Annotated in this window: 14 protein-coding genes; 9 read left to right on the forward strand and 5 right to left on the reverse strand. The window is 65.1% G+C overall.

Going from position 1 to position 16,681, the window contains the following annotated elements; translation table 11 throughout:
* Positions 1-101: 101 nt before the first annotated feature.
* Positions 102-1,055, reverse strand: a complete 954-nt coding sequence (locus ACVIGA_RS17595; RefSeq protein ID WP_456667338.1) for an aminoglycoside phosphotransferase family protein — start codon at positions 1,053-1,055, stop codon at positions 102-104.
* Between the two features lie 112 nt (positions 1,056-1,167).
* The gene (gene ugpB / locus ACVIGA_RS17600; RefSeq protein WP_456667339.1) at positions 1,168-2,487 is read right to left on the reverse strand and encodes a sn-glycerol-3-phosphate ABC transporter substrate-binding protein UgpB; all 1,320 of its coding nucleotides are present in this window, start codon (positions 2,485-2,487) and stop codon (positions 1,168-1,170) included.
* Positions 2,488-2,669: 182 nt separating this feature from the next.
* Here ugpB and ACVIGA_RS17605 point away from each other — a divergent pair, with 182 nt between their 5' ends.
* The 6 genes from ACVIGA_RS17605 to ACVIGA_RS17630 all read left to right on the forward strand — a co-directional run bounded on the left by ACVIGA_RS17605 (position 2,670) and on the right by ACVIGA_RS17630 (position 12,375).
* The gene (locus tag ACVIGA_RS17605; RefSeq protein ID WP_456667340.1) at positions 2,670-3,659 is read left to right on the forward strand and encodes a TRAP transporter substrate-binding protein; all 990 of its coding nucleotides are present in this window, start codon (positions 2,670-2,672) and stop codon (positions 3,657-3,659) included.
* Positions 3,660-3,756: 97 nt separating this feature from the next.
* Positions 3,757-5,748 (forward strand): ATP-binding protein, encoded by a 1,992-nt coding sequence (locus ACVIGA_RS17610; protein WP_456670830.1) that lies wholly within the window; start codon positions 3,757-3,759, stop codon positions 5,746-5,748.
* Positions 5,718-7,466 (forward strand): ATP-binding response regulator, encoded by a 1,749-nt coding sequence (locus tag ACVIGA_RS17615; RefSeq protein ID WP_456667341.1) that lies wholly within the window; start codon positions 5,718-5,720, stop codon positions 7,464-7,466. The genes ACVIGA_RS17610 and ACVIGA_RS17615 overlap by 31 nt, the downstream gene beginning before the upstream one ends.
* On the forward strand, positions 7,463-8,200 hold the full coding sequence (locus tag ACVIGA_RS17620; protein ID WP_456667342.1) for a response regulator: 738 nt from the start codon (positions 7,463-7,465) through the stop codon (positions 8,198-8,200). Before ACVIGA_RS17615 ends, ACVIGA_RS17620 begins: the two co-directional genes overlap by 4 nt.
* A gap of 249 nt (positions 8,201-8,449) precedes the next feature.
* Positions 8,450-11,488: a DNA polymerase I gene (gene polA / locus ACVIGA_RS17625; RefSeq protein WP_456667343.1), complete on the forward strand. Its 3,039-nt coding sequence runs from the start codon at positions 8,450-8,452 to the stop codon at positions 11,486-11,488.
* A 251-nt stretch (positions 11,489-11,739) separates the two neighbouring features.
* The gene (locus ACVIGA_RS17630; protein WP_456667344.1) at positions 11,740-12,375 is read left to right on the forward strand and encodes a LysE family translocator; all 636 of its coding nucleotides are present in this window, start codon (positions 11,740-11,742) and stop codon (positions 12,373-12,375) included.
* 122 nt (positions 12,376-12,497) lie between these two features.
* On the opposite strand, the gene ACVIGA_RS17635 is transcribed toward ACVIGA_RS17630, so the two are convergent.
* The gene (locus ACVIGA_RS17635) at positions 12,498-13,124 is read right to left on the reverse strand and encodes a glutathione S-transferase family protein (RefSeq protein ID WP_456667345.1); all 627 of its coding nucleotides are present in this window, start codon (positions 13,122-13,124) and stop codon (positions 12,498-12,500) included.
* Positions 13,125-13,326: 202 nt separating this feature from the next.
* On the opposite strand from ACVIGA_RS17635, the gene pyrE reads away from it, so the two are divergent.
* Positions 13,327-13,890, forward strand: coding sequence for an orotate phosphoribosyltransferase (pyrE, locus tag ACVIGA_RS17640; RefSeq protein WP_092122894.1), 564 nt, complete (start codon positions 13,327-13,329; stop codon positions 13,888-13,890).
* Positions 13,891-14,205: 315 nt separating this feature from the next.
* On the forward strand, positions 14,206-15,006 hold the full coding sequence (locus ACVIGA_RS17645) for a DUF2865 domain-containing protein (protein ID WP_456670831.1): 801 nt from the start codon (positions 14,206-14,208) through the stop codon (positions 15,004-15,006).
* 105 nt (positions 15,007-15,111) lie between these two features.
* On the opposite strand, the gene ACVIGA_RS17650 is transcribed toward ACVIGA_RS17645, so the two are convergent.
* Complete coding sequence (locus ACVIGA_RS17650; RefSeq protein WP_212317066.1) at positions 15,112-15,543, reverse strand: hypothetical protein; 432 nt, start codon at positions 15,541-15,543, stop codon at positions 15,112-15,114.
* A 185-nt stretch (positions 15,544-15,728) separates the two neighbouring features.
* Here ACVIGA_RS17650 and ACVIGA_RS17655 point away from each other — a divergent pair, with 185 nt between their 5' ends.
* Complete coding sequence (locus tag ACVIGA_RS17655) at positions 15,729-16,019, forward strand: GIY-YIG nuclease family protein (protein WP_342726059.1); 291 nt, start codon at positions 15,729-15,731, stop codon at positions 16,017-16,019.
* A 290-nt stretch (positions 16,020-16,309) separates the two neighbouring features.
* Here ACVIGA_RS17655 and ACVIGA_RS17660 read toward each other — a convergent pair whose 3' ends face one another.
* Positions 16,310-16,552 (reverse strand): hypothetical protein, encoded by a 243-nt coding sequence (locus ACVIGA_RS17660; RefSeq protein WP_456667346.1) that lies wholly within the window; start codon positions 16,550-16,552, stop codon positions 16,310-16,312.
* Positions 16,553-16,681: the final 129 nt, after the last annotated feature.

Genomic DNA, 16,681 nt, shown 5'->3' on the forward strand with positions numbered 1-16,681 from the left:
GACGTCAATCAGGACGGCAAGCATTGCATACAAAGAAGAGCTATCTGCTCAATAGATAGGCGCACCATAGATATTGCTCGCTTTCTGACCGGCGACCGACGTCAGTCGGGCCAAACCAACTCCTGCAACTGCACGAGATCGTCGACCCGGTCCGGCCAGCCCGCGATGCAGATGTGCCGGAGCGGATCGCTGGCCGAGTGCAGCATCATGAGCGCCAGCAGCCGCCGCTTCAGCGCGAAATTCACCTCGCTGCGCGGGATGCCGTAGCCATCGAACAGGCTGCGCACGCGGCGCGGATGACCGGCGGCCATGAAGGCGCTGGGACCGAGCAGGTCGTACTCGCCCCACCCCGTCCGAACGTCGCCGAAGTCGAACAGGCCGGCGACGTGCCAGCCGTCGGGGCGGCGGCCGAGCAGGAAATTCTCCGGGATGTACTCGCCGGTCAGGATCACCGGCGGCGCGTGCATCGGGATCAACTCAGTGGCGTCACGCAGGAGATCGTCGAGCGAGGTGAGGAATTTCGCCGGCAGGCCGAGCCGCTCATGCCGCGCCCGGCACTGCGCGATCTGGGTGCGCATGAAGGCCTCCCAGCGCGGCTCGATCGCAAGCAGGCTGCCGGGCGGCACGCGCTGCACCTCGGCAATCACAGCGCCGATCTCGCCGAGCACGCGCTCGCGCTCGGCTTCCGGTAGCGATGGCCACACCTCCGAGCCGACGGTGCCGGCGAGGTGCGTGATGACGAGATAGGGCCAGCCGTCGCGCTCGCCCTGCGCAACGAGATCCGGGATCGGAATGCCGAGCCGTCCGCGCAGCTCGGCGAGCGCACCACGTTCGGACACGAATTGCGGGCGCAGAAACGGCGGAAACAGTTTCAGGATCAGCTCACCGTCGAGCCCGACGACGAGGTTGGTGCCGGTCGAGAACACATGCGGCGTGCCAAAGGATAGCCCGTGGCTGTCGGCGATATCGCGCGCGACCGGCAGCCAGCGCGACGCGTCGCCGCGCCAGGCGCGGTAGGTGTCGTAGTCGGTAAGGGGTGGCAAAGGCGCGGTCATATTTCAATCGTCATTGCGAGGAGCAAAGCGACGAAGCAATCCATGTTCGAGCAGGCGGCGCGATGGATTGCTTCGCTGCGCTCGCAATGACGCTGGAGAGAGCGCACCACCCTCACCGGTCCGGGTTGGCGCGCTCGAACTGGCGCAGCAGGCGGTTGCCGCGCTCGACGGCGTTGTCCATCGCGGCCTGCGCCGAACGCTTGCCGGCGAACACCTGCTCGAGCTCCTCCTCGATCACGTCGCGGATCAGGACGAATGAGCCGAGCCGAATGCCCTTGGAATTGTCGGTTGGCGGCTTCAGCGTGACCTCCTCGATCGAGATCGAGGCGCCGGGATTGCGATCGTAGAAGCCCTGCGTGCGGGTGAGATCGAATGCGGCGCGGGTGATCGGCAAATAGCCGGTGCTCTGGTGCCAGGCGGCCTGCACCTCGGGCCGCGACAGATAGGCGAAGAACTTCGCCACCCCGGCATATTCGGCGCGCGGCCGGTCGCGCAGCACCCACAGCGTCGCGCCGCCGATGATCGAATTTTGCGGCGCGCCCTGCACGTCAGGCTCATACGGCATCATGCCGTAGCCGACCTCGAATTTCGAATTGGCCTGGATGTCGGCGCGCGTGCCTGACGAGCCGATGAAGATCCCGCATTCGCCCTTTTGAAAACGCGGCTCGGCCGCCTGCCCGCGGCCGCTGTAATCGAAGGTCTTGTCGGCCTGCCATTGCGCCAGCTGCGCGATGTGGCGCAGCACGATCGGGTTGTTGAAGACCAGCTGTGCGTCGAGCCCGGCAAAGCCGTTGGACCTGGTCGCGATCGGCAGATTGTGAAAGGCGGAGAAGTTCTCGACATTGATCCAGGACGGCCATGACGTGGTCACGCCGCACATCGCACCCGCGGCACGCAGTCGCTTGGCGGCGACGCCGAGCTCGGGCCAGGTCTTCGGAGGCACGCTCGGATCGAGCCCGGCGGAGCGGAACATATCCTTGTTGTAATACAGGATCGGCGTCGAGGCGTTGAACGGGAACGACAGCATGTTGCCGTCGACATCGGCATAGTAGCCGGCCACCGCGGGCAGATAGGCCGACGGCGCGAACGCCGCCGACTGATCGCGCATCAGCTCGAACACCGGATAGATCGCGCCGCGCGCCGCCATCATGGTTGCGGTGGCAATCTCGTTGACCTGAACGATCGCCGGCTGGCTGCGCGAGCGGAACGCGAAGATCGCCGCGGTGACGGTCTCGGTGTAGTTGCCCTTGTAGGCCGGCACGATCCGGTAGTCGGATTGCGCGGCGTTGAAGTCGGCGGCGAGTTTTTCGAGCTGCTTGCCGAGCTCGCCCGACATCGCGTGCCACCACATGATCTCGGTCGCCGCCTGCGCTGGTGCCACAAGCAGACGGGTCGCGACGGCGAGATACAACAGCTTCAAGGCGAACTTCACAACGAGTCGTTCCCGGATGCCAACACGCGGTCATAAGGCGCTACAACCGTAAATTCAATCGACACCGCAGGTTGCAGCGCGGTTCTAGCGTTTGGCCGATGGGCGAACCACCGCCATTCTGCTAAAAGCGTTGAACCTTTTGCTCCCGCCCTGGACACAAATCACAAGGGGAATTGTAACCAGTGTACCGCCGCGCCGGCCTTTCGCGGACAATAACGCTTGCCGTCGCGCTGTTATGCACAGCGGTCTCGACGAGCGCTTTCGCGCGCGAATTCCGCACCGCCGATACCCAGAATGAGGACTATCCGACGGTCCAGGCGCTGAATTACATGGACCGCCTGATCGCCGAACGCACCGGCGGCCGGCACCACATCGTGGTCTTCCATTCCCGCCAGCTCGGCGAGGAAAAGGAGACGCTGGAGCAGACCCGGGCCGGCGCCATCGATCTGAACCGGACCAATGTCGCGCTGATCGGAACCATGGTGCCTTCCGTGAACGTGCTGGCGATGCCGTTCCTGTTTCGATCCCTTGAGCACCTGCAGCATGTGCTGGATGGACCGATCGGCAACGATATCCTGAACAGCCTCGAGGCCCACGGCTTCGTCGGGCTGACCTTCTACGATTCCGGCGCCCGCTCGATCTACAACAGCGTCCACCCGGTGCGTTCGCTCGACGATCTCAAGGGGCTGCGGCTGCGCGTGCAACAATCCGAGCAGATGTCGGACATGATCCACGCGCTTGGTGCCCAGCCGATCCAGATGGCCTACGGCCAGGTGCTGACCGGGCTCGCCAACCGGCTGATCGACGGCGCGGAGAACAACTGGCCGTCCTTCGTCACCACCGGCCACTACAAATACGCCGGCTACTACACCCTGACCCAGCACACCGTGAGCCCCGAAGTGCTGGTGATGTCGCGCAAGGCCTGGGCCAGCCTCACGCCGGATGAACAGATCATCTTCCGCGAAGCCGCGCAGCGCTCCAGCCTCTACATGCGCGAGAAGTGGCGGGAGCTCGAGGAGCGCTCGCGCAGGCAGGCGGAGCTGGCGGGCGTCAAGGTCGTAACCGATTTCGACCGCAAGCCGTTCGAGGCAGCGGTGGCCGGCATCTATGCCAAGGCGGAGCGCGATCCGGCGGTATCAGCGCTGATCGAACGCATCCGCAACATGGAGTGACCGGATCTTGGACGCGCCCAAACAGGACGGGACGAAGCGACGGCGGGCGGCCTTTGGGCCGCAGGGCCGTTTCCGCATCGTCCAGCTCCTGCGTGCGGTGCCGATCCGCTGGCGCATTCTTTCGATCGCGCTGCTCAATTCCGCGGTCGTGATCGTGCTCGCGGTGCTGATCTGGAACGGCGCGAAGGTGCTCGGCTCGGCCTGGGACGATGTCCGCCAGGTCCGTGAATCCGACAAGATCCTGGCCAAGCTCGAAAGCGAGACCAGCCGTCTGCAGAACCTGATCCATCGCTACATCAACCAGCCGAGCCCGGACCTATTCGCGGAAATCCTGCTGCTGCGCGAGGCCGTGCTCGGCACGCTGACCAACCGGGCCTCGACCGACCCGATGCTGTCCGGCTCGGTCGAGCAGCTGGAGCGCGTCACCAGCCGCTTCCTCGACGGCTTCGGTGAATTGCGCACCGTGCAGACCAAGATCTCCAAGACCTATGACGAAGAGGTGCTGACGCCGACCAGGGACATGGCCGGGCTCTATTCTATCATCGAGGGCGCCACCGGCCATCGCGACGCACTGATCTGGCCCGCGCTCGGCAAGTCGCGCGAAGCCTTCACTTCACTCCTGGTCGCCGCCAACGCCTATTATCTCTCGCTGGCCTCCTCGTCGGCCGAGGAAGCCCGCCGCAACATCGATACGATCGAGAAGACGATCCCCGTCATGACCGATATGGCGGAGAACGATCTGCAGCGCATGGCGCTGGCGCGGCTCAAGGTCAAGACCGCCGAGCTGCGCGACGGGCTCGGCAAGCTCAGCGAACAGCTCACCAACCGCACCGATCTGTTGCGCAATTCGATCGACGCCAGCCAGGCCGACGCGATCGGCGCGATCGACGATCTCTCGGTGAAGATGCGCCAGCGCGAGCAGAAGGCGCAGGAGACCTTCGACAGGACGCTGACGTCGATCTCGCGCCGGGTGCTGTCGATTGCCGTGATCTTCCTCGGCGTCATCATGTCGGCCGGCGTCATGATCGCATTGTCGATCCGGCTGCCGCTGGCGCAGATCATGGCCGCGATGCGCACCATCACCTCGGGCGACCTCGACCGGCCGGTGCAGGGCACCTCGGCCAAGGACGAGGTCGGCGCGATGGCGCGTGCGGTCGAGGTGTTCCGCGAAAACGCGATCGCCAAGCGCAAGACCGAGGACGAGCTGCGCAGCGCCAAGGAGAAGGCCGAGAGCGCGCTGCTCGAGCTCAACGCCGCGCAGCAGAACCTGATCGATGCCGAGCGCCTCGCCGCGCTCGGCGGCCTCGTCGCGGGCGTCGCCCACGAGGTCAACAACCCGATCGGCATCAGCCTGACGGTCGCCTCGAGCTTTGCCCGCCGCAGCGAGATGTTCGAGAACGACCTGAAGACCGAGCCGCTGCGCCGCTCCAAGCTCGACGAATTCGTGCGCGCCTCGCGTGACGCATCGCAGCAACTGGTCTCGAATCTGCAGCGCGCCGGCGAACTGATCCAGTCGTTCAAGCAGGTTGCCGTCGATCGTTCGCATGCCGAACGCCGCCAGTTTGCCTTGAGCGAAGCGACCGACCAGATCGTGGCGAGCCTGCGGCCGGTGCTGAAGAAGGCCGCCATCGCGCTGTCCGTCGATGTGCCGGACGGGCTCCTGATCGACGGCTATCCCGGCGCCTATGGGCAGATCTTAACCAATCTTTTCCTCAACGCTGTCAATCATGCCTTCGCGAACGGCCGCTCCGGCAACATCACGATCTCGGCGCGGGGCCGCGGCGCTGATGATGTCGAGATCATCTTCGCGGACGACGGGGCTGGCATGACGCCGGACGTGCAGCGACAGGCGTTCGACCCGTTCTTTACGACGCGACGCAACGAAGGTGGTACGGGCCTCGGCCTTCACATCGTCTATAACCTCGTCACCCAGCAGCTCGGCGGACGCATGATGCTGGAGTCAAGGGTAGGACAAGGCACCACTTTTCGCATTATCATGCCCAGGATCGCCAAGGGTGAGCCCACGATCACTGACGCAGCAGCCGACGGAACCAGTCAATGGCCGAACAGGACGATGTCCTCCAACTGATCGACGACACCGAGAGCCCCCCGGAGGACTCGCCGGTACGGAAATGGAAGATCGCCGTGATCGACGACGATCACGCCGTCCACGAAGGCACCCGTTTTGCGCTCAGCGACTACAATCTGAACGGCGCGACGCTGGAGATCCTGTCGGCCTACTCTGCGGCCGAAGGCCGCACGGTGATGCGGGACAACCCCGACATCGCAGCCGTGCTGCTCGACGTCATCATGGAGACCGACGTCGCCGGCCTCGAGCTCGTCGAATACATCCGCAACGAGATCAAGAACGAGACCGTCCGCATCATCCTGCGCACCGGCCAGCCCGGCCAGGCGCCGGAGCGGCGTGTCATCGTGCAATACGACATCAACGACTACAAGGCGAAGACCGAGCTCACCGCCGACAAGCTGTTCACCTCGCTGACCGCGGCGCTGCGCAGCTACCAGCAGCTCGAGCGCATGGTGCAGACCAGACGTGGCCTCGAGATCATCATCGACGCGGCTTCGACGCTGTACGACTTCAAGTCGATGCAGCGGCTGGCCGAGGGCGTGCTGACGCAACTCGCCTCGCTGCTCAATGTCGATTGCGCAGGGATCCTGGTGCTGCGTGACGACGGCAATTCGGCCGCCGCCGATTTCTCGGTGCTGGCCTGCTCGGGCTGCTACAGCCGCTTCATCGGCACGACGTCGTCGAAGGCACTCGATGCGGACCTGCGGCACATGGTGGAGGAAGCGTTCCAGCGCCGCAAGAACGAGTTCGCCGACCACCGCAGCGTGCTCTATTCGCGCACCGGCAGCGGCCGCGAGGTCGTGGTGCTGCTGCAGGCCGAGCGCCAGCTCTCCGACACCGACCGCGCGCTGGTCGAGATCTTCTCAAGCCGGCTGTCGATCGCGTTCGACAACGTGATCCTCTACCAGCAGCTTCACGAGGCCAACAGCCAGCTCGAGGACCGCGTCGCGCAGCGCACCCGCGCGCTGATGCAGGCCAACCGGCGGCTGTCGGCGCAATGGCTGCGGCTGCAGCGCGCCAACGGCTTCAAGAACGAAATCCTCGGCACCGTCGCCCACGATCTGAAGAATCCGCTCGGCGTGATCCTCGGCCGTACCGAGATGCTGACCGAATTGATCGGCGCCGGTTCGCCGAAGGAAAACGTCACCTCCCAGGTCGAGCACATCAGGGATGCCACCAAGCGGCTGACCTCGATGGTCGACCATTTGATCTCGGATGCGATGGCCGACGCGTTCGACATCACCATCCGCCGCGAGCCGGTCGACATCGCGGCCCTCGTCAACGAGGTCACCGAGGCCAATTTGCCCTCGGCCGTCAACAAGCAGCAGAGCATCTCGGTCTCGGGACCGCAGCAGTTCGTCACGATGTGCGACTCCGACCGGATTCGCGAGGCGATCGACAATTTGGTCAGCAACGCCATCAAGTACTCGCCGATCGGCGGCAAGATCACGGTCGCGGTCAGCCACGAGGGCGAAGACACGGTGGTCCGGATATCCGACCAGGGCCCCGGCCTCAGCCCCGAGGATCTCGGCCGGCTGTTCGGCCGGTTCCAGCGGCTGTCGGCCAAGCCGACCGCGGGCGAAAGCTCCACCGGGCTCGGCCTCTCCATCGTCAAGCGCATCATCGACATGCATGGCGGCCATGTGACTGCACAGAGCCCGGGCCCCGGACAGGGGTCGACCTTTACGGTTACACTGCCGGCGACAGAGACATCATGAACCAGAACCCGCATATCTTCATCGTCGACGATGAGGCGCCGGCCCGCGAGATGGTCGGCGATTACCTCAAGATGCACGGTTTCGGCGTGACGCTGTGCGATGGCGGCAAGAGCCTGCGCAAGGAGATCGAGAGCAGCACGCCCGATCTCGTGGTGCTGGACCTCAACATGCCTGAGGAAGACGGCCTCTCGATCATTCGCGACCTCAAGAGCAAGATCAACGTCCCCGTCATCATGCTGACAGCTACCGCCAGTCCGATCGACCGGGTGGTCGGGCTCGAGCTCGGCGCCGACGATTACGTGGCCAAGCCGTGCGAGCTGCGCGAGCTGATGGCGCGCATCCGCTCGGTGCTGCGGCGGAGCGGCCCCGCAAAATCAGCCACGCCGGAACCGGCGAGCGCCAAGGCCGAAAAGGAGCAGCTGGTGCGGTTCGGCACCAAATGGCTCGATCTCGAGGCCCAGGCGCTGCGCGACGACGAGGGCAATGAGCACCCGCTGACCGCCTCCGAATTCGGCCTGCTCAAGGTGTTCGCCGCCAATCCGAAGCGCGTGCTGTCGCGCGAGCGGCTGCTGGAACTCGCCAATGCGCGCGACGCGGAAGCCTTCGACCGCGCCGTCGACCTGCGCATCATGCGCATCCGCCGCAAGATCGAATTCGACCCGACCAAGCCGTCGGTGATCCGGACCATCCGCGGCGGCGGCTACCTGTTCTCGCCGACCGGGGATAAGGCGTAGTCTATTCCGCAGCTACCCCGTCACCCCCGCGCAAAGGCTTCGCCTTTGTCGCTGGAGGAGCCGCGAAGCGGCGTCTCGAAGGGCCACCGGTGGGGCCGATTCATCCTTCGAGGCTCGCTGCGCTCGCACCTCAGGATGACGGATTTGCACGTATAGCGCGGGCACAAATCCATGAATTCGCTGTGCGGCACACCCCGAATCCACACATGTAAGGCTGTCAATCCGCGCAAAAATCCCTAAGTTTCGGCCATGCCGAAAACAGCCTCCCAAGACCCCGCCAAATCAGCCCCGAAGACCGCAGCCAAGCCCGTCGCCGCCAAGCCTGCGGCGAAGGGCGACCACGTCTTCCTGGTCGATGGTTCGGGCTACATCTTCCGCGCCTATCACGCGCTGCCGCCGCTGAACCGCAAGTCCGACGGGCTGCAGGTCAATGCCGTGCTCGGCTTCTGCAACATGCTGTGGAAACTGTTGCGCGACATGCCGGAGGACCACCGGCCGACGCATCTGGCGATCGTGTTCGACAAGTCGGAGATCACGTTCCGCAACAAGCTCTATCCCGACTACAAGGCGCACCGGCCGCCGGCGCCCGACGATCTGATCCCGCAATTCGCGCTGATCCGCGAGGCGGTGCGCGCCTTCGAGCTGCCCTGCCTCGAGCAGGCCGGCTTCGAGGCCGACGACCTGATCGCGACCTATGCGCGGCTCGCCACCGAGCGCGGCGCGACCACGACGATCGTGTCATCGGACAAGGATCTGATGCAGCTCGTCAACGACAAGGTCGTGATGTACGACACGATGAAGGATCGCCGCATCGGCCGCGACGAGGTGATTGAGAAGTTCGGCGTGCCGCCGGAGAAGGTGGTCGAGGTGCAGGCCTTGGCCGGCGATTCCACCGACAACGTGCCTGGTGTCCCCGGCATCGGCATCAAGACCGCAGCCCAGCTGATCATCGAGTATGGCGATCTCGATCAGCTGCTGTTCCGCGCCGGCGAGATCAAGCAGCCGAAGCGCCGCGAGGCGCTGCTCGAGAACGCCGAGAAGGCGCGCATCTCGCGCCAGCTCGTGCTGCTCGACGACAAGGTCGATCTCGAGGTGCCGCTCGACGACCTCGCGGTGCACGAGCCCGACTCGCGCCGGCTGGTCGCCTTCCTCAAAGCGATGGAGTTCTCCACCCTCACCCGCCGCGTCGCCGACTATGCGCAGATCGACCCGGCCAATGTCGACGCCGATCCCGGCAACAAGAGCGGCGCCAGCGTGTTCTCGCCGCTGCCGCCGTCGGACGTGACGCCGGCACCGGGAGACGCTCCGACATCGGCCGCGGCACCACCTGCGAAGGCCAAGCCGACCGGTGCACGCGACGACAAGAACTCCAGCCTGAAGGGCACGCCGGCAACGCTGGCCGAGGCCCGCGGCGAAGCGATCCGCAAGACCGGCTTCGATCGCAAGGCCTACCAGGCGATCGGCAGTCTCGAGCAGCTCAACGCCATTGTCGCGCGCGCGCACGACGGCGGCTACATCGCGATCGAGGCGATGTCGGAATCGATCGACCCGATGCAGGCCGAGCTGTCGGGACTGGCGCTCGCCGTGGCGCCGAACGATGCCTGCTACATCCCGCTCAGCCACAGAGAGCCTGGCGGCGGCGCCGGGCTGTTCGATGCCGGCCTCGCGCCCGGCCAGATCAAGACCGCCGATGCACTGAAGGCGTTGAGGCCGCTGCTGGAGTCTGCCGGCATCCAGAAGGTCGGCTTCAACGTCAAGTTCACCTCGGTGACCTTGGCGCAGCACGGCGTCACGCTGCGTAACATCGATGACGCCCAGCTGATGTCCTATGCGCTCGATGCGGGCCGCGGCTCGCATGCGCTGGAGGCGCTCGCCGAGCGTTGGTTCGGGCATGCCGTCGTCAGCTACGGCGGCCTCGTCGGCAGCGGCAAGGGCAAGCTGACCTTCGATCAGGTCACGATCGACAAGGCCACCGAATACGCCGCCGAAAGCGCCGACCTGATCCTGCGGCTGTGGCGGGTGCTGAAGCCGCGTCTCGTCGCCGAGCGGATGACGACGGTCTACGAGACGCTGGAGCGGCCGCTGGTCTCGGTGCTGGCGCGGATGGAGCGCCGCGGCATCTCAATCGACCGCCAGGTGCTCTCACGCCTCTCGGGCGATTTCGCCCAGACCGCGGCGCGGGTCGAGGCCGAGATCCAGGAGATCGCCGGCGAGCCGGTCAATGTCGGCAGTCCGAAGCAGATCGGCGACATCATCTTCGGCAAGATGGGATTGCCCGGCGGCACCAAGACCAAGACCGGCGCCTGGTCGACCACCGCGCAGGTGCTCGACGATCTCGCCGAGCAGGGCCACGACTTCCCGAAGAAGATCCTGGAGTGGCGCCAGGTCTCGAAGCTGAAATCGACCTACACCGACGCGTTGCCCAACTATGTCAACCCGCAGACCCATCGCGTGCACACCACCTACGCGCTGGCCGCGACGACGACAGGGCGGTTGTCGTCGAACGAGCCGAACCTGCAGAACATCCCGGTTCGTACCGAGGACGGCCGCAAGATTCGCCGCGCCTTCATTGCAACACCGGGCCACAAGCTGGTGTCGGCCGATTATTCGCAGATCGAACTGCGGCTGCTCGCCGAGATCGCCGACGTGCCGGTGCTGCGCCAGGCGTTTCGCGACGGGCTCGACATTCACGCCATGACGGCCTCCGAAATGTTCGGCGTGCCGATCAAGGACATGCCGAGCGAGGTGCGCCGCCGCGCCAAGGCGATCAATTTCGGCATCATCTACGGCATCTCGGCGTTCGGCCTCGCCAACCAGCTCGGCATCGCGCGCGAGGAAGCCTCCGCCTACATCAAGAAGTACTTTGAGCGCTTCCCCGGCATCCGCGCCTACATGGACGAGACCAAGGACTCTTGCCGCCGCAACGGCTATGTGACGACGCTGTTCGGCCGCAAGATGTACTACCCGGACATCAAGGCGTCCAACGCCTCGGTGCGCGCCTTCAACGAACGCGCCTCGATCAACGCGCGCCTGCAGGGCACCGCGGCCGACATCATCCGCCGCGCCATGATCCGGGTCGAGGACGCACTCGCCGAGAAGAAGCTCTCGGCGCAGATGTTGCTGCAGGTGCATGACGAGCTGATCTTCGAGGTGCCCGACAACGAGGTCGCAGCGACGCTGCCGGTGGTGCAGAAGGTGATGCAGGACGCGCCGTTCCCCGCGGTGATCCTGTCGCTGCCGCTGCAGGTCGACGCCCGCGCCGCGAACAACTGGGACGAGGCGCATTAGAATCCACCTCGCCCCGCCTGCGGGGAGAGGTCGGATCGCATGGAGCGAAGCGGAATGCGATCCGGGTGAGGGGGTACAGGTCTAACTACGGCCCTCATACGTGGATAGGCCCTCACCCCAACCCTCTCCCCGCAAGAGCGGGGCGAGGGAGTGCACCACTGCTGCCGCGACATTGCTCCGAGAGCAATTCCAACATGGCCGCGCGGCGGATGGCACGCTAGAAGTGCGTGTATCCCCTTGCGAGATCCACCATGCCCCACACATCCGCGTTGCTCGGCTTTGCGCTCGTCTGCCTCGGCATGGTGCTGACACCAGGGCCGAACATGATGTATCTGATCTCGCGCTCGATCACGCAGGGTCCGGCGGCCGGCATCGTCTCGCTCGGCGGCGTGGCGCTCGGCTTCGTGTTCTACATGCTGTGCGCGGCGTTCGGCATCACCGCGCTGCTGTTTGCGATTCCCTACGCCTATGACGCGCTACGTTTCGCCGGCGCGGCCTATCTGCTCTGGCTGGCGTGGCAGGCGCTGAAGCCGGGCGGCCGCTCGCCGTTCCAGGTCAAGGCGCTGAAGGTCGACGGCCCGCGCAAACTGTTCGCGATGGGCTTCATCACCAACCTGCTCAACCCGAAGATCGCGATGCTTTATCTCGCGCTGTTGCCGCAGTTCATCGATCCCGCCGGCGGCAGCGTGCTGACGCAGTCGCTCGCGCTCGGCTCGATCCAGATCGTGATCAGCGTCAGCGTCAATGCAATGATCGCGCTCGCCGCCGGCTCGATCGCGGTGTTCCTCGGCACCCGCCCGACCTGGCTTTTGGTGCAGCGCTGGCTGATGGGCACGGTGCTCGCAGGGCTCGCGATGAAGATGGCGCTCGAGGCGCGGCGGACGTGAGCCCAACTCGTCATGCGCGGGCTTGACCCGCGCATCCATCGCCCGCTCAAGCGGGCGGCAACTAAAGGGTCTTTGCGAAGAGGATGGATTGCCGGGTCAAGCCCCGGCAATGACACACCCAATCAATCCAGCTTCGCCTCCATGCCCCGCTTCGTCGCGGGGCGGGCCATCAGCGTCTCGTACCAGCGCTTGACGTTGGGGAAGTCTGATAGCTCGACCTTGTGGCGCGGATGGCGCCAGGCCCAGCCGAGGATGGCGAAATCGGCGACCGACAGATCACCGGCGACGAATTCGCGGCCATCGAGCCGGCGGTCCAGCACGCCGTAGAGCCGCCGCGTCTCGGCCATGTAGCGCTTCAGGCCATAGGCGCGGTCCTGCTCGTTCTCCAGCGCGATGAAATGGTGCACCTGGCCCGGCATCGGGCCGAAGCCGCCCATCTGCCACATCAGCCACTCATAGACCGGGATCCGCTCGATGAGCGGTTTCGGCAGGAACTTGCCGGTCTTCTCGCCGAGATAGAGCAGGATCGCGCCGGATTCGAAGATGCTGACCGGCTTGCCGCCGGGGCCATCCGGATCGACGATCGCCGGGATCTTGTTGTTCGGGCTGATTGCGAGGAAGTCGGGCGCCATCTGCTCGCCCTTACCGATATTCACCGGGATGACCTTGTAGGGCAGCCCCATTTCCTCCAGCGCCACCGAGATCTTGCGGCCGTTCGGCGTGTTCCAGGTGTGCAGCTCGATGGTCATTTCCGCTTCCCTCGCAAGTGTTTGGCGTCTGCTTTAGGGGGATTGGAACGGGCGCACAACCCGCGCTTTCCGCACGCGGCTGCGCTGAAATGGCGGCGCGGGCACTGTTGACGGCGGGATTTACCCGCTGGAATGTGCGCCAGACCGCCGATAGATTGCCGGCCGCCTGAAAGCCCCAAAGAACCCCCAAGGGAAAAAGCCTTTGTCCAAATCAGCCTCCCGCGCCCGCCTCGCCGAGATCATCCGCAAGCGCTCGTTCGGCCGCGGCGAGATCACCTTGGCGTCGGGCCGCAAGAGCGATTTCTATTTCAACCTGAAGCCGACGATGCTCGATCCCGAGGGCGCGGCGCTGCTCGCCGAGCTCACCTATGAAGCGCTGAAGGACGACCGGCTCGATTTCGTCGGCGGGCTCGAGATGGGCGCGGTGCCGCTCGCCGGCGCCATCGCGCAGCTCTCATGGCTGAAGGGTCACCCGATCGCCGCCTTCTTCGTGCGCAAGAAGCCGAAGGAGCACGGCGCGCGGCTCGCCGTCGAAGGGCTCGCCAAGGGCGAGAGCCTGGCGGGCAAGCGCATCGTGATCGTCGAGGACGTCACCACGACAGGCGGCTCGGCGCTGAAGGCTGTGGAAGCCGTGCGCGAGGCCGGCGGCGAGATCGCGCTGGTCTTCACCATGGTCGACCGCGAGGAAGGCGCGACGGAGACGTTTGCCGAGGCCGGCTTGCCGTTCCGCGCGCTGTACAAGGCCGGCGAGTTCCTGAAGGACTGAGGCTCTTTTCTTCCCCCTCGCCCCGTTCTTACGGGGAGAGGGTTGGGGTGAGGGGCTGCTTCCACGAGCCGTGAACGCGGTGAGACTTGTACCCCCTCACCCGGATCGCATCTCGCGATGCGATCCGACCTCTCCCCGCAGGCGGGGCGAGGTGAAGAAGGGTTCGCGCAACCTCGCCTTCCTGTGACGCCGTCACCCCTGATCAATCGCTCGTTTACCATCCCGCCTTAAGGTGAATCCGCCGGGGCACCTTGTCGCCGCGGCGAGGCGCGTCGGGTGGAGTTGGCGTTGCGTACAGAGTTGAGTGATCGGCGCATGCGGCGCCGCGTGATGCTTGCCGCCGCTGCCTTTGCGGGTTCCGTCCTAGTCGTGCCCGCTCCCGTCTCGGCCGAAGGACTGTTCGACTTCTTCTTCGGCGGTGCCCAGAAGCAGCAGGGCCGGCAGGCCCCGCCGCAAGCCAATTTCTTCGCCGATCCGTTCGGCCTCAACCAGCAGCCGGAACGGCAAACGTCCGCACCGGTCTCGGGGACGCGCGTGGCCGGTTCCGGACCGGCATATTGCGTGCGCAGCTGCGACGGCAAGTATTTCCCGCTGACGATGCGCGGCAACGCGACGCCGGCGCAGCTCTGCCAGGCGTTCTGCCCGGCGAGCGCGACCAAGGTCTATTACGGCGGCGGCCATATCGACAGCTCCGCCTCGGCCACGGGTGAGCGTTACGCCGACAGCGAGAACGCCTTCGCCTATCGCAAGGCGCTGCGCGCCGACTGCACCTGCAACGGCCGCGACCCGGCCGGGCTCGCGCCGGTCGACCTCGCGCTCGATGCCTCGCTGAAGGCCGGCGACGTGATCGCAACCACCGACGGCCTCGTCGCTTACACCGGCGTCCGCGTCGGCAACGAGCAGTCGTTCGACTTCACGCCGATCGCCTCCTATCCCGGATTGACCGCGGCGGTCCGCGCGCGGCTCGGCGAAATGAAGGTCGCGCCTGTCAGCGCCGAGATCGCCAGCGACGCGCCGCTGCCGGAAACCAGAAGCGATGTCGCGCCCGCGACACCATCGTCGGTGGTGCCGAAGGGCCATGCCGCAAAGCCCGCCAAGCGGGCCGAGGCGAGCTGACGGGCGTAAGCCCGTCATTCCGGGGCGCCTCGACGAGGCGAGCCCGGAATCTCGAGATTCCGGGCTCGATGCTTTGCATCGCCCGGAACGACGTTACGACAACACTCAGCGCGCCACGATCACGCCGATCACGTTCGGCGCGGCCATGTATTTCTCCTCGATCGCGGCCCGCGCCGCCGCGCGGTTCTCCGGATTGAGGAGGCCGCGCTTCTCGGCGAGGATCATCCAGCAATAGCCCCACCAGTCGGTCAGCATGCCGTGATCGTCGACGAGGTCGTAGCCCTGTTCACCGGCGAAGATCCGCGCATGCGCCTCATCGAGCGAGTCGAGCCAGGCGTGATCCTCGTTCGAGAACAGCTCGTCGCTGAAATCATCCGTGGTGTAGCCCCAGATCGACATGCAGACCGCGTTGAACTCGCGGTCGAGCTGGTCATCGTCGATCGGCTGCCGCCGCGAGGCCTGGTGCAGCCGCGACAGCGACCGCGCAAAATCGGCAATCCGGGTCAGAGCGAATTGATCAAAGGCGATGGTGGACATGTAGTCCTCGCGGAGACTGAGAGACCATAGATATTGTGTCGGCGCAGGCGCCGAATCACAATGATATATCAAAGACTTGCTAAAGTGTTCTTAATTCGTTCTGTTGGGTTAATGGGCGTCGCCCCGGCGAAGGCCGGGGCCCATAACCGCCGCTATCGGACATCTCACGTGACCGGTGCCCGGAAATGAATGCCGCAGTCTATTACGTTTACATTCTCGCGAGCCGCCGCCACGGAACGCTCTACATTGGCGTCAGCAACGATCTTTCCAATCGGCTTACGCTTCATCGCTCTGGACGCGGCTCACAATTCGTCAAAAAGTACGGCGTCACGCGTCTGGTTTACATGGAGGTCTATGCTTCACCACAAGAGGCGATCGCACGGGAAAAAGCGCTGAAGGAATGGCGCCGCGACTGGAAGGTTCGCCTGATCGAGCAAGACAATCCGGAGTGGAGCGACCTGTCCCATCTTCTCTGACGGCTGTGGTTATGGGCCCCGGCCTTCGCCGGGGCGACGGGTTGCGGTGACTGCCATTACCCCATGAGAAATGCGGTCGCCGTGCTCGGATATGCCTGCCCGCAAAGCAATACGGGCCGCTGAAAATGTCAGCGGCCCGTTGAAAAATTGCTTCGGAATGAAATGCGTCGGAGCTGAAAATGTGCCCGCCCCATGCGCGACAGGTGTGTTTGTAAAGAACTCGTTAAGCCTTGGAAATCCGTATCACTCCGGTGTTCGCGACCGCGCGTGGACGCGCGTTGTGCGGCCGTCTAATTCGCTGCGGACAACAGCTTGTCACCGCAGGCATTGGCGTAGAACTTGCCGCCGCATTGCCGCTTGATGGCGGCGCAGCGCGCGGCAGGCGTTGCGTTCTGCGCCACGCTGAAGCTGCAGCTCAGGCCGTCGGCGCTGCGGCCCGTTTTGCCCGCCGCATAGGCTGCGCTGGTCGCCGTGATGCACACCATGAGCAACGCCGCGGTCGCGATCTCGATCAAGAGTCTCATCACGCGCATCCTCCGCCCAGATTGCCGCAAGATCCCGGCTTCCACGGCCGATCGTAGCACCGGCAATGACGGTTCCGAAGGCCCCTAAATCGGCCCGGTCCTTGCATAAAATATCGGCAGCGCGATGCACGGCAACGT

The organism is Bradyrhizobium sp. USDA 3240 (genome assembly GCF_054063295.1).